Here is a 14,876-nt window from a genome sequence, read left to right on the forward strand (position 1 = left end):
GCAACCAAACTGAGATACCTTGGTATATGCTTCATATTGCTGAACCTGCTACTTTGGTGTAACAGTAAAAAACCCTTTAAATTCATATCACCTTAGTTAGATTTTTAAGCCAGCTTTTTACTATCCTAAAACATGAAACCACCAACACTCTTCTGATGCTACCTTCTGTAATGCCCATCAACAAACAATGACCTCGCTTGACTCAAGTGTTTTAATCATAAGCAGGACTAATAACATATATAACTGTGAGCTATATTAGCTAATCACACAATTTCACTAACATTTCAATAACCAATCATTTACTTTTCACTATTATTGTTGGTAAAGTTACAGGTCTGATGAGTGGATTTATTGAGTTTCAAAGCTAAACAGGGATCCACTATTTGTCATTTTTTTACTAAAAGCCAAAAAAGAGAACGCATCGATGAATAAAAACACGGTCAATAACCTACCTAGTGCAAACAAAGCCTTTAGAAAAACACTATTAGTTTCAGCTGTATTAAGCGCTTTAAGCGCGACTACTCTTCAAGCCCAAGAAAATGATGTCGACGAAGCCGAAAAAGGAGGCATTGAGCGGATTTTTGTTACGGCCTCAAAACGCCAGACAGGATTACAACAGACGCCAATAGCGGTCTCAGTAACCAGTGGCCAAGCTGTAGAACAAGCCAAAGTGTTAGATATTGGTGATTTACAAGTATTAGTCCCTACTTTAAGAGTGACACCATTACAACGCTCAATAAACACTGGTTTTGCTATTCGTGGATTTGGTAATGGTACCAACAATACGGGTATTGAACCTTCAGTAGGTGTTTTCATCGACGGTGTATATCGTTCACGTGCTGCCGCTTTAATTGGTGACTTACCTAAACTTCAACAAATCGAAGTATTAAGTGGTCCTCAAAGTACACTTTTTGGTAAAAATGCTTCTGCCGGTGTTATCAGTGTGCGTACCGGTGGTCCGTCTTATGATATGGAAGGTAAGGTTGAGGCCAGCGTCGGAAACTATAATCAACGACTACTTCGTGGTTATTTCTCAAATGGCATATCGGATAACCTAGCGTTTAGTGTGTCTGGTGGCATGAATACGCGAGATGGTTACTCAGAAAGTATTTCTGGTATTGGAGACGTCAACGATCGTGATCGTTGGAACTTACGTGGTCAACTGCTTTATGAACCAACCGAAGATGCGACATTCCGTTTTATAGCTGATTATAGTGAAATTGACGAAGTTTGTTGTACTACCGCAGGTTTTGTTAATGGACCTACAGCTCCCGCTATTGAGGCACTTGGTGGTTTAGTCACTTCTGATGAAGACCCCTTTTCTTACGAAGTGGCACTAAACAATGACCCAACAAATCATGTAGAAGACAGTGGTATCTCTTTACAAGCAGATATCGATTTTGATGGTTTTGTGTTTACTTCTATTTCAGCCTATAGAATTAACGATTCTGGTTTCTTAAATGATGTTGATTTTACCTCTTTGGATATTCTTGTCGAAGAAGCCAACGTTGAAATAGATACACTTACTCAAGAATTTCGTTTGACCTCGACTGGCGATAACAAATTAGACTGGATGGTGGGTGCGTTTTACTTCGACGAAAATGTTGATACCACAGGTGACGTATTAACTTACGGCACTATGGCTAGACCTTATTTCGATGTATTGAATTCATTTAACCCAGCAACAAATGGTCTCTTTGATACCCTAGAGGCATTGTACCCCGCACTCAATCCAGGGGACATTTTGGGCGCAGGTTCAACAATAGCCAATGATTTTATACAAGATAACCAAGCCTATTCATTATTTGTTAATTTTGATTATCACTTAACAGATAATTTTACTGCTACTTTAGGGGTCAGTTATACCAAGGATGAAAAAGAAATCACCCTTGAATCAGAAAATACCGACGCACTTTCTCAAGTCGATTTTAATAATGATTTAACAGTTTATGGTGTACCACTTTACCAAGTATTTATGGGTCAAGGTATGCCGGAAGCCGTTGCACTCGGTACTGTTGAATCTTTGAAAGCCTTTCAATTCCAGCCACAAATGCTGGAATTACCTAATGCGGCTGAATCCAATAAAACCAGTGATGACAAAATAACTTGGTCACTTCGTGGGGCGTACACTTTTAATAAAAATGTTAACTTCTTTGCCACTGCGGCTACGGGATTTAAAGCCTCTTCATGGAATTTATCACGTGATTCTCGTCCGTTTCCTTCAGATCAGGCTGCAATTGAAGCCATTCCCAGCTTACAGCTACCCAACCAATCTTACGGTACGCGATATGCTAGCCCTGAAGAAGCGACAGTATATGAGCTAGGTATTAAGTCTAACTTCTCAAGCGTGTCATTTAATGCCACAATTTTCGATCAAACAATTGAAGGTTTCCAATCGAGTACTTTCTTAGGAACTGGTTATGTGCTTTCAAATGCCGGTGAACAAAATACTCGAGGCATTGAATTTGACTCTAAGTTCCTAGTTACAGATGAATTGACTATCACCTTTGCAGGTACTTTACTTGACCCTGAATATGTTTCCTTTGTTGGTGGACAAGATGAGAATGGACCAGCTGACTTGTCTGGTACAACAGTTCCTGGTGTACATGAGAAAAGTATTGTTGCCGGTGTTACCTATGACTTAGAGTTTGATAACGGGATCTACGGTTATTTACGTGCTGATTATATCTACGAAAGTAATGTCCGCGCGGTAGGTAATATCCCCGATACCGTAAGGCGTCAAGTCAATACATTGAATGTCAGTGCCGGTCTAAATTTCGAAAACGGTGTATCGCTACAACTTTATGTTCGTAACCTTACTAATGATGAGTATTTCCTGACATCATTCCCACGCCCAATTCAATCTGGCAGTCTTCAGGTCTACCCGAATCAACCCAGAACATTTGGCGCAAGTATCTCTTATACGTTTGACTAAGTGATAAACATTTAAATCCCAACATTGGAGCCGGCATTTGCCGGCTTTTTATTGTTTGAAATAATTAAATGTGTTTTTAATACCACTTACACAACGTACTAGTAAATAAAGTAAACTTACTTCTCAAGACACAGTGAAAATGTGTGAAGCCGATCAAGGATAAATAACTCTATTCGTGAACCCTGCCAGTTATTGTGGATTTACTCCCCAATTTAAAAAACATGAGATCTTGTATAGTAAACACAGTAACCAAGGTTTTGTCGTATTAGTTTTCCCTCACACGACTTTAACCAAGAAGACAAGAGTGAAGTTAAAACAGGGCAAATTTGCCGATTAACCTACGGGGTTAAATTTCCCATGTTTGAAGCGATCCCGGTGCAAGGTGAAGAGGCGGATCCTTTATATCGGATGTTAGCCAATAAATCAGAGCAAGCACTCAAGTGGAACTTTTTTAAATACCTAATAGATAAAAATGGCAATATTGTTAATGCTTATGCCTCTGCAGTTAAACCTACAGATAAGGCATTAGTAGATGATATTGAAAAGGCGTTACAGCTTTAATCCATCCCATCTTTTAATCGCAACTTACACTATAACTTATCAAGCGAACACTGCTGTGTTCGCTAACTGTTCGCATGTGTTCGCTAAGTGTTCGGTCACCTCTAACCCTCCTCCCAAAAACTACTAAACCATTGTAATAATTAACTATTATTAGTTGGCAAGGCCTTTGCAGTACCTTTACTTAATACTATTACAGAAAACTTTTGTAATAGTACAAATAAACAAGAGCTACAAAAAATAGTAACGGGATCAACAAAGTGAATATGCGCAACACAGCAGGACAAGACAGGATGATTGAAAAAGCCACGCTTCCCTATACAAAAACCATGGTAAGTATTGCAATAATCATAGTGATTGTTACTGCCTTGTTTTATGCATGGCCAAATTTGACCCGTTTATTTAGTGCCGACCAAACGATATCTCAAGCTCAACTACGATTTGCTAAAGTACAACTAGGTGATTTGCAACGTGATGTGTCAGTCCAAGGTAAAGTGATTGCTGCCAATAGCCCCACTCTTTTTGCCCCCTCATCAGGCATAGTCAGTTTACAAATCAAAGCTGGCGATACAGTACAAGAAGGTCAAGTATTGGCCTCGATATACAGCCCTGAACTCACCAATAAGCTCTCGCAAGAAGATGCAACTTATGATCAACTAGCCATTGAAGTGGGCCGTCATAGAATACAAATAAAGAGTTCGCTGCTGAATAATCAACAGGCCATAGAGTTGGCATTGGTAAATCTTGAAGCATCACAAGTCGAAAAAAACAGAGCCGAATTAAGTATCCAAGATTCGTTGATCAGCCAACGAGAACTCGAAGAAAAAGTCGCCGCATTTAAACGTGCCGACCTTGCCTATCGTCATGCTTTGCAAAATCATCAATTACAAAAAGAAAGCATGGAGTTTGATCTTAAAAGCAAACAATCTCAGCTCGAACGTCAGGAGTTTGTGGTGACAGATTTACGTAGGCAAGTGGCCAACTTATCTATCACCTCCCCTACCAGCGGCATTATTGGCAGTGTCAATATCCGCGAAAAAGACACAGTTGCTCTCAATGCCCCGCTTTTGACAATCATTGATCTGAGTATCTTTGAAGTAGAAGTCATGATCCCCGAGAACTATGCAGATGATTTAGGCATAGGTCTTAAAACAGAAATAAGTTTTAACGGCCAAACCCACATGGGCGAAGTGACAGCTATATCCCCCGAAGTATTTGAAGGCCAAGTTGTTGGTCGTATACGTTTCGAACAAACAGATTTAGCTGGGCTACGCCAAAATCAGCGAGTGACGGCGCGGGTGTTAATCGAATCCAAAGAAAACGTGCTTAAGGTAAAACGTGGGGCTTTTGTTGAATCAGGCGGCGGACGTATTGCCTATGTGGTCAACAACCACAGCGCCACTAAACGCAACATTCAACTTGGTGCCAGAAGCATAGGCGAAGTGGAAGTGTTAAGCGGCCTCGAACAGGGAGATGAAATTATCATATCCAGCATCTCGCAATTCAATGATAGCGAATTAATCAGTATCACCAATTAATCAAAACCTATTGCTCAGTTATGGCAGGAGAATCAAGATGTTAAAAATGGAAAATGTCAGTAAGATTTATCGAACTAATCTAATCGAAACACATGCACTGCGCAAAGTAGATTTGCATATAGGTGCTGGTGAATTTGTCTCGGTAACTGGCCCTTCAGGATCGGGTAAAACCACTTTTTTAAACTTGGCAGGTTTGCTTGAAACCTTTGAAGAAGGTGACTTTTATTTAGATGGTCAGAATGTAAAAGGCTTAAGTGACAATCAACTATCCGAGCTCAGAAATGAAAAAATAGGTTTTATTTTTCAGAGCTTTAATCTTCTACCAGAATTACCCCTTTTCGATAACGTCGATGTACCTTTACGATATCGCGGCTTTAATGCCAAAGAACGTAAAGAACGTATCGAAAATGCCTTAGAAATAGTGGGATTATCGTCGCGTATGCAACATCTTCCCACGCAACTTTCTGGTGGTCAGCAACAACGTGTGGCCATTGCCAGAGCGATTGCGGGACAACCTAAGTTTTTGTTAGCCGATGAACCTACCGGAAATTTGGACTCACTGATGGCACAACAAGTCATGGAGCTACTAGAAAAGATCAACCAACAAGGTACGACTATTATTATGGTGACTCACGATGAGCAACTCGCTCGCCGAGCCCATCGTAATATCCAAATTTTTGATGGTCAGGTAAGTGACTTAGCAAAAGACCAAACCGACGTATTAATCCAATCAGAATAGGAGCCATAAAATGTTTGCATATAACGCAAAACTGGCTTTTAAAAGCCTCAACGACAGACCATCCTTAACCATACTGATGGTGGCTGCCATTGCTATTGGACTAGGTCTATTTATGACCACGCTGACGTTAGCCCATCAAGCTGGAAAAATTCCTATCCCACATATCAGTCAACAGATTCATTTGGTGCAGTTGGATAATCGCGAAGTGACAGCTGACGATGCTGAAAACTTTAATGAAATGGTTGACCTCACTTATCAGGATACTAACAATTTACTAAATTTAAATATGGCTGGTGCAGAACAAACTTTAGTTTGGAATAGCTACGGTATTTTAAACGTAGAGGAGCAAAATATTCAGCCGCTACGCTCATCAATAGTGGCGACTAATCATGCCTTTTTTAACATGTTTGAAGTGCCATTTTTATATGGTAAAGCTTGGGATAGTGACGCCGACCAATTTGCTCAAGCCGTTATTGTTTTAACCAAAAAAAGTAACGATTACCTCTTTGGTGGCACAAATAGTGTAGGCCAACAAGTACGACTCAACACCCAAGTGTTGACTGTTATTGGTGTATTAGACGACTGGTTTTTAGCACGAAAGTTCTATGATCGCAGTTACTACCAAGCCTTTCCAGATCAAGGATTAATACCCAGCAACTTTGCTTTTGACAATAATTTTCCTCGCAACGCGCGTTTTGATTGTTGGTCAACCACAACAAATCCTAGAAAATTTACTAACAATTACCTGACGGAGTTAAAAACCTCTGAGTGCGCTTGGATCACCTTTTGGGCGAAATTACCCAATAACACCAAAGAGGATTATCAAACACAACTTGGCCAATATATTGATTCCCAAAAACTCCTAGGACGTTTTCCACGTAAAAACCAATACTTTCTAACCAATATTAATGAGCAACTGAGCATTATTAGTAGCATGGGCGGAAGGCAGCAAATGCTTGGTGTTATCAGCTATATGTTTTTTGCAGTTTGTCTAATCAACGCAGTGAGTATCTTACTAGCCAAATTTATGCGCCGCACTAAAGAAGTAAGTTTACGTAGGGCATTAGGGGCTAAAAAACGTACCATTTTGCAACAACACCTAATTGAAGTGATTTTGATTGGTGTCATAGGTGGTTTATTCGGTATAGCAGTGACATACCTAAGTTTACAAGCTATGTTACGAGTCAATTTATACGCCAGTGACTACATGCGCACTGCTGCAGACCTAATGCCCTATCACCAAATGGATTGGGAAATGATTATGATGGCTTTTTCTGTATCAGTCGGCTGTACCCTCTTAGTCGGCTTGTATCCCATATGGCGGATTTGCAACGTGTCGCCAGCCAGTCAGTTAAAAGCACAATGATGTATTTTCCCTTTTACTTTTTACCCTTATGTAAAGCCGCTCTATATTTAGCGGCATCAATAGATTAGGTGAACACTATGGAATTTAGACCGATTTTATTAAGTATCAAACACAATAAAGCCATTGCTATGTTAGTGATTATCCAAGTGGCAATCACACTCACTGTGTTGAGTGGTTCATTGTTAATGACAACCTCGACTCTAAAAGAATGGAACCTACCTTCAGGTATCCCTCACGATAATATAATCTCAGCCGTACCACAATTTTATGACTTGGATGTTGATGTTCGCCAAAGTGTGGTGGATGACTTAGCAGGAATTAAGGCACTACCAGGCGTCATAAACGCAAGCCCTGTCACGCAACGACCATTTGACGCTCAAGGTATCCAAAAAGTTTATTTAGATGCGACAAATGAAGCCCAAGAATACGATACCAACATTTTTACTGGCGATGCTAACTTTCATGAAGTATTACAACTTTCACTGATTGAAGGACGTCTTTTCAGAGAAAATGAAATCGTAACAGGCAAAAAGGATGAACTGAACGCAACTCCCCCTATTGTGATGGTAAGTGAAGATATGGCGAAGGCTTTGTTCCCAGATGGCGATGCGTTAGGCAAAACCATCTGGTTAGCTAAAGGCGCTTCACCTGTCGAGATAATTGGCATATATAGCAATTTTATGAACGGTGAACGGCTCAACTATTTTGGCCAATCCTATCGCACAGTTTTACAGCCGCTAGTCACTTGGCAAAACAGAGAAGATCCAAGTTATTTGATCAGAGTCGAAGATGGTATGGCCGAAGGGTTGCTAGAAACTGTACGTAACCAGTTATACCAAATAGACGGTCGTTATATAAATCAAGTCGAAGTCTTAACCCGTACCCAAAAGCGCATGTATGATGGGCGCGGGAGCCACGCCATTATGTTATTAGTGATCAGTATTATACTATTGTTAATTACCGCCTTTGGCATGGCTGGACTTGTATCATTTTTAGTCACCCAACGACAAAAACAAATCGGCACTAGGCGCGCATTAGGGGCAACTAAATGGGACGTTGTGCGTTATTTTATGTTGGAAAACGGCATACTAACTTCTATTGGTATCTTGACCGGTTTAGTATTAAGTATTGTATTTGCTTTTGTGCTTACCGAAGATAGTGGTGTCAACATACTGGATATGAGTTATATTTTCGCTACTGCTTTTTTTATACTATTAATCAATCAGTTAGCAGTATATTTCCCGGCAAAAAAGGCAGCTAACGTAGAGCCTGCTATTGTCACCCGAGCAGCATAAGAGTACCCATACTAAAATGAATGCCAACATACTCATCATCGATGACAATCAAGATATTGCCCAAGCATTGCAGGTGTTGTTTACCCTAAACAAACTGCAATGCTGCTTAGCTTACTCGCCAGAAGAAGGCTTAGCGCAACTGCAACAACAACATTTTGATTTGGTGATCCAAGACATGAACTTCACAGCTGATACCACCTCAGGTGAAGAAGGCATGCAACTGTTCAACGATATACGTCAAATCACCCCTGATATTCCTATTATATTGATCACCGCTTGGACTCATCTTGAAACCGCAGTGGAGCTGGTTAAATCGGGCGCTGCCGACTATCTCGCTAAACCTTGGGATGACGACAAACTATTAGTCACAGTCAATAACTTACTTGAACTCAACGAGTTACAAGATCAACAGCGCCAGCGAGCCAAACGTAAGCACAGCCAACAATTGCAGCTAGAACAAGAATATGATTTATGCGCCATGCAATTTCGTAGTGATGCCATGTTGCAGTTATTACAAATGGCCACCCAAGTTGCCGCAGCCGATGTGCCCATCTTAATCACTGGTCCTAATGGTTCAGGTAAAGAAAAAATAGCCGAAGTGGTGCAAGCTAATTCAAGCTGTAAAAATGGGCCTTTTATTAAGGTCAATGTAGGTGCCTTATCCCAAGACTTACTCGAAGCAGAACTTTTTGGTGCTGAGGCTGGCAGTTATACCGGCGCCAATAAAACCCGTATAGGGCGTTTTGAAAGAGCCCATGGCGGCACCTTATTCTTAGATGAAATCGGCAATTTGTCGATGCAAGGGCAAGCCAAATTACTGAGAGTATTAGAAACAGGCGAATTTGAACGTATTGGGGGCAGTCAAAGCATTAAAGTGTCGGTTCGGATCATCAGCGCTACTAATACCGATATCCCACAAGCCATTATTGATGGAAACTTTAGGGAAGATTTGTATTACAGACTCAACGTCATCAATTTAAAATTGCCCCCATTAAACGAGCGTAAAGAAGACATTTTTCCTTTAGTCGATTCATTGCTAGCGGGGCAATATCAACTCAGCACCTCAAGTCGTGAATTGTTATTGGCCCATGATTGGCCAGGTAACATTAGGGAGTTGCTTAACACCCTAAAACGCGCTCAACTTTTATGTAAGGATGGCATAATAACCGAACAACATTTAGGTCTTGAGTTAAAAATCACCGCCAAGCTAGCGCCCAAAGAAGATGTGACTGAACAAGACGTAATAACAGCTATCAAGTCATCTGGTGGCGTCATTTCAGACGCGGCCAAGGCGCTAGGATTAAGCCGCTCGGCGTTATATCGACGCATGAAAAAATTTAATATTCAATATGAATAAAGGTTTTTATTAGCAGTGAAAAGACAAACTAGCCTCAGAAAAAACTTGCTCGGTAATGTGCTGTTGGTAATGATTATTCAACTGATATTGTTAGGCTTTGTCATTCAATTAATGGAACAACCTAGTCTGTGGATTATGGGAATTTTATTGCTTGGCAACGCAGCGATTGTAATAGCAGTATTCAGCGCCTTAAACCCTATTAAAGATGTGTTGCTGGCGTTAGATATTGGCGTTAACTCCTTCAACGACAAAGACTTCAGTATCACCATAGACAATCAACAATATTCTGAATTTAGTCTGATCATCGACACCTATAATAACTTGGCAAAAATCATGCGTGATGAACGTATGGCGATTTACCAAAGAGAGTTATTACTCGACACAGTGATCCAGTCCACCCCTGTTGCATTAATATTGACCAACAATCATGATCATATTGTCTACAGTAACCTTGCCGCAAAAAACCTGCTCAACCAGAAAAAAGCCTTAGAGGGCATGAAGTTCGCAGATATTTACCAACATATGCCACAGGCATTAATGGAAGCGACTGCCAATAAACAAGATGGTTTAATCACCGAAAAGTTAAATGACGAGACTATTGTTTACCACTTCAACTATCAATCTTTCACCTTAAACAAACAACAACATAATCTGTATTTATATAAAAACCTCACTTCAGATATGTCCCGTAAAGAAAGTGAAATTTGGAAACAGGTTATTCGCCTAATCAGCCACGAACTAAACAACTCATTGGCGCCTATTAGTTCACTGACCAACTCGGCTAAAAAGATAATAGGCTCTGGCGAAAATCAACATATGTTACCAGACATGTTAGACACTATTTCTAGGCGCAGTGCACATTTACATCAATTTATCGAACAATATGCGCACTTTGCGCGCTTACCGCAACCGAACAAAGCAGTAATTGAACTCAGACCCTTTATTCAAACCATCAGCCAATTATGTGCCGTTGAAACCGTTACCCGGTTTGAAGCCGAAACACTATTTTGTGACCCAGCTCAAATTGAACAAGTTTTGATAAACCTCATTAAAAATGCCAAAGAATCAGGCTCAGCCTTAGATGGAATATTACTCAATGTATATCAAACAGCTGAGCAAATTACTTTTGAAGTGACCGACCAAGGTAAAGGCATGACAGAACAACAACTTCTACAAGCTCTATTACCGTTTTACACCACAAAATCCAAAGGTACTGGAGTGGGGTTGGCACTATGTAATGAGATAGTCATTGCCCACGGCGGCAAACTTAAACTAGAAAACCGCAAAGAAGGAGGGTTAGGAGTATCCTTTATCTTGGGGCTAAACCAAGCCAAAAAAACTACTCAGTAAGCTTGGAGTTTTCATATCTGAATAGGTACAAAACAAGCAACCAATATAGTTATTTGAGTAATTGTACCTTATCTTCCAGCGTCACCGTTTTGGCATCCACACGATCAATAATTTTAATGATAGTTGTTTGTACTGTCTCATCCACACGAATATCCGTTTCGCTGTTAAAGGTTTCTAGCATAGGCTCGGCATTTTCTTCTTGAATAAAGCCCACTTCTACTTTTGTTGCTAATGTTTCACTAGGCCCAAAGTACTGAATACTGATCATCGGATAACCATGAAAGCCACGTTTAACCCGCTTACTGATACGTTTTTGCGACTTGTCTAAGTTCATATTGTGTTCCACTGAATTACTTTTTCTTAGATGATAACTGAGTAGAGATTTAAAAGAAGGTAATTTATTTAGTGTTTATCAAGCCGCGACTCAAATTATTCTTGAATTCACATTATAAAGTATGTCAGCCCAACTTTAAGAACTGGGATCCGCTATAAATATTATTCGGCGAAGCAGTTTACCTGCTCGCCGAATGGTGCTTGCTACATTGAGTACCTTACCCCAAACATTACTCTGCGTTCCAATTGCTCTAAGCTAATCGCTAGCTGTGGATTGTTAGATTGCATTTTTACCACTTGCTCGTCGGTCAAATTGAGTGCTTCGAATTGCACCGAGAGGTTGTCGGTAATATTGTAATTTGAAGAGAAGTCTAGTTGACCATAGTCATCTTGATATTTCGCTTCTGGGAAATAGTCAACATAGTCGCTACGCCATGCATACGATAAACGAGCATCGAAGGTTTGATTGTCGTAATACACAACAGCGTTATAACTATTTTTAGAAAGACCCGGCAGCGTTGTACTGCGAATATCCCCTTCTTCTGCAAAAGATGCCGCACTATCCGTATAAGTGAAGTTTAAGATGGTACCAAAGTCACTTAAGGTTTCAGACACAAAGGTCAGTGGGCTCTGAAAACTAAGTTCTAACCCTTTGACTGCGGCATCGGTACCATTTTCTGGTTGCGTAAACTCAATCGGGCCAGTCACTTGTTCGTTTGATATCTGTTGACGATAAGTAACCACTTCGGTCGATACAGTGTTTTCTACCAGTGCATCAATCTTTTTGTAAAAGATTGCCGCGGCTACCAAAGATTCGCCGGCAAAATACCACTCTGCACCTAGGTCAATATTATTTGACGTGTAAGGTAACAAATTCACATTGCCTTTTTTACCTTCAAGGCGTGACGCATCTATGGAGGTTGCAGGTGACAAGCTCGCTAGTGGCGGGCGTGTCATCGTTCTAGAATAGGCTGTTCGCAAAAGCACATCGTCGTACAGTTGATAACTTAAGTTAAAACTGGGTAGGAATTCAGTATAACTACTCTTGTAGGTAACCGGATATATACCACCGTTTTCAAGCAGGGAACCTTCAGATTCAATTTCAGTTTTCACTACCCGTAAACCAATATTAAAATCTGCATTTTTTGTTTCAAAATTAGCTTGAACATATGCGGCGTTTGTTTGTTCTGTTATGCCATAAGACCCCGCAGCACTGTCTTCTGCTTTATAAGTATTATTAGCCACATCATAGCCATGTAAACCTTGCATATAAGTTGATTGCATCAGGGCGTGATCAGCATATAGTAGCGAGCTAGGGCCATTGATCCCGTCTACTGAATAATCGCGATTTTCACCTAAAACTGCGGCAAGTGTCATGCCTGCACCAGCCAATAAATCATCTTGCCCTTGTGCTGGGCCGTTACCCCAGAAATCTCCCCATGCAGCTTCATTATCTGCATAATGTTCGGGATTCATATGTTGCACTGCACTGTCACCCATGGCCCAAAAATCATAGTTTCTAGTTTTCTCACGATCACTGGCCAAAAAACCGTAATCTATGCTCACTAAATTTTCGAAATCTAACAGTTGCTCAAAGTCTACCTTGGCCACTAACTCAGCATCTTCGTTTTGACGATCTTTACTGAATACCACATTAAACAAAAAGTTTTCAGCGTTGTTTTGATCCCCATAATATTCAGCTGAACTGCCAACTGGGTAAAGTTCAAAACCGGCACCGGCTCTTTGCACTTGAGTGGCTATACGGTTATAGAAAGAATAAAGATAGGTTTCTTCTTCACCTGTGCGTTTGGTATAACCAATTAAAGGACGAATAGTTAACGAATCAGAAACCGACCAGTCAGCGCTCAATACATGTGAAGCGAAGGTTTCTTCTCTATCAATATTTTGCGTGCCTACACGATTTCTGACTCTCGGAAATGCCGCAGAGATGATGTAGTCTTGGCCGTCAATGTTTTCTAACACTGCGCTGGTTGGCTCACCGCCAATGTCCCACTCTAACGTGGCGTCAATCCGGTTATATTCTCGTAAACTGTCTGACGTGACATAGATATTATCGAAGGTAAATTGCAAATCATCTGATGCATTGTATTGCAGAGTTAAGGTGGTACCTAAAGATTCACGGTTAATATCATTACGTAAATAGCGGGGATCATCAGGCATCATCGCATCACCATAATTAGGTGCAGTGTGTACATCGCCGCCCGTTGCACGGTATTCAATGTTCTGCCCTAAGCTGGCGTACTTCCAAGTACCACTTTCGTTGACTACGGTATCGACTTCAGAATAGGCAACGGATGCAGCTAGTCCCCATACATCATCAAAATTATTACTGAAGAACATCGATGCTCTTGGGGTTTTATCTTCAGAAAGACTGCCATAACTGCCCTGAATTGCGCTAGTAAACTTAGGTTGATTAGCGTCGTAGGTAAAAGGTCTAGGGGTTTCTAGGTTTACCACACCGGCTAAACCACCTTCAGTTTGTTTGGCTGAAGTGGTTTTATAAATATTTACTTGGCTAAATAACTCTGAGGCCAACAAACTAAAATCAAACTCACGGCCACCTTCTGCATCTAACTGCCCACTTAAACCAGACGATGTAGACGACACACCATTAATTTGCACCATAGTGAATTCAGGACCTAACCCCCGCAAATTAATGGTTGAGCCTATTCCAAAATCCCGTTCAATGGTCACACCAGGAATACGCTGTAATGATTCTGAAATATTATTATCTGGGAACTTACCTAAGTCTTCAGCACTGATACTGTCAACAATTCCGGTATTGAGTCGTTTTTCGCTTAAGGCACGATTAATACTTCCTCGCACACCTCTCACATCAATTTTTTCTACATCTTCAATTTGTTTATCTGTCTCTTGAGCGTTAACATGACTACTAACAGTTGCCCCCGAGAACAATAATGCGATAACGCTGGCAAGTATACTTTTTTGGTTCTTCACTATGTCTTCCTCTTCGAATTTTTTAGTAGGTATTGATGAGCTTTTTTGGCTAATCATCAAGACTTCTTTTTCGGAAATGCCACCAACTAATCCTGTATTGAGCAACAATATATTAATTGCTTCTGCCAGAGTGTATTGGCCGTTGACGGCGTTTCCTTTGCGGTTTTCTACTAAGTCGTAAGGGAAAAGAACCAAGGTTTGAGTTTGATTCGACAGTGCATTTAGCGATGTAGCTAGTGATTGCACGGGAAGGGCAAATGGGTATTTTTTTTGTTCAGCAGCCATACCAAAGGTGGTAAACAACAATAAACACATAAAACCCGTCACTCCCCTTACTAGCTGCTTGATGTCATAAAAATGCCATAAAGCAGCTTTCGAAGAGATATAACTTTTGACGGTGATAAAACCGCTAGTTAAGTGTGACGT

Annotated in this window: 10 protein-coding genes and 1 pseudogene; 9 read left to right on the plus strand and 2 right to left on the minus strand. The window is 40.6% G+C overall.

All coding sequences use genetic code 11. From position 1 onward, the window contains the following. The first annotated feature begins 424 nt into the window (after nt 1–424). The 9 genes and pseudogenes from GARC_RS04035 (at nt 425) to GARC_RS04070 (ending at nt 11,138) form a co-directional block, all read left to right on the plus strand. On the plus strand, nt 425–2,935 hold the full coding sequence (locus GARC_RS04035; RefSeq protein ID WP_007617017.1) for a TonB-dependent receptor: 2,511 nt from the start codon (nt 425–427) through the stop codon (nt 2,933–2,935). Between the two features lie 175 nt (nt 2,936–3,110). After that, a pseudogene (locus GARC_RS27545) lies at nt 3,111–3,289 on the plus strand (glutathione peroxidase); the annotation flags it as partial. A gap of 3 nt (nt 3,290–3,292) precedes the next feature. Continuing rightward, the gene (locus GARC_RS27550; protein WP_007617019.1) at nt 3,293–3,496 is read left to right on the plus strand and encodes a hypothetical protein; all 204 of its coding nucleotides are present in this window, start codon (nt 3,293–3,295) and stop codon (nt 3,494–3,496) included. A 263-nt stretch (nt 3,497–3,759) separates the two neighbouring features. Further along, on the plus strand, nt 3,760–5,031 hold the full coding sequence (locus GARC_RS04045; RefSeq protein ID WP_039988657.1) for an efflux RND transporter periplasmic adaptor subunit: 1,272 nt from the start codon (nt 3,760–3,762) through the stop codon (nt 5,029–5,031). A 37-nt stretch (nt 5,032–5,068) separates the two neighbouring features. Further along, nucleotides 5,069–5,770 (plus strand): ABC transporter ATP-binding protein, encoded by a 702-nt coding sequence (locus GARC_RS04050; RefSeq protein WP_007617023.1) that lies wholly within the window; start codon nt 5,069–5,071, stop codon nt 5,768–5,770. Between the two features lie 10 nt (nt 5,771–5,780). Further along, nucleotides 5,781–7,136: an ABC transporter permease gene (locus tag GARC_RS25845; protein ID WP_007617025.1), complete on the plus strand. Its 1,356-nt coding sequence runs from the start codon at nt 5,781–5,783 to the stop codon at nt 7,134–7,136. A 77-nt stretch (nt 7,137–7,213) separates the two neighbouring features. Next, nucleotides 7,214–8,431, plus strand: coding sequence for an ABC transporter permease (locus GARC_RS25850; protein WP_007617028.1), 1,218 nt, complete (start codon nt 7,214–7,216; stop codon nt 8,429–8,431). Between the two features lie 16 nt (nt 8,432–8,447). Continuing rightward, nucleotides 8,448–9,788 (plus strand): sigma-54-dependent transcriptional regulator, encoded by a 1,341-nt coding sequence (locus tag GARC_RS04065; protein WP_007617030.1) that lies wholly within the window; start codon nt 8,448–8,450, stop codon nt 9,786–9,788. A 15-nt stretch (nt 9,789–9,803) separates the two neighbouring features. Next, nucleotides 9,804–11,138: a sensor histidine kinase gene (locus tag GARC_RS04070; RefSeq protein ID WP_007617032.1), complete on the plus strand. Its 1,335-nt coding sequence runs from the start codon at nt 9,804–9,806 to the stop codon at nt 11,136–11,138. Nucleotides 11,139–11,187: 49 nt separating this feature from the next. Here the strand turns inward: GARC_RS04070 and GARC_RS04075 are convergent, their stop codons facing one another. Both GARC_RS04075 and GARC_RS04080 read right to left on the minus strand, forming a co-directional pair. Beyond that, nucleotides 11,188–11,472, minus strand: coding sequence for a hypothetical protein (locus tag GARC_RS04075; protein ID WP_007617035.1), 285 nt, complete (start codon nt 11,470–11,472; stop codon nt 11,188–11,190). Nucleotides 11,473–11,675: 203 nt separating this feature from the next. Continuing rightward, entirely contained in the window at nt 11,676–14,765 is a 3,090-nt protein-coding gene (locus GARC_RS04080) for a TonB-dependent receptor (protein WP_007617036.1), read from the minus strand. Nucleotides 14,766–14,876 lie beyond the last annotated feature (111 nt).

The organism is Paraglaciecola arctica BSs20135, assembly GCF_000314995.1.
Classification (GTDB): Bacteria; Pseudomonadota; Gammaproteobacteria; order Enterobacterales; family Alteromonadaceae; genus Paraglaciecola; species Paraglaciecola arctica.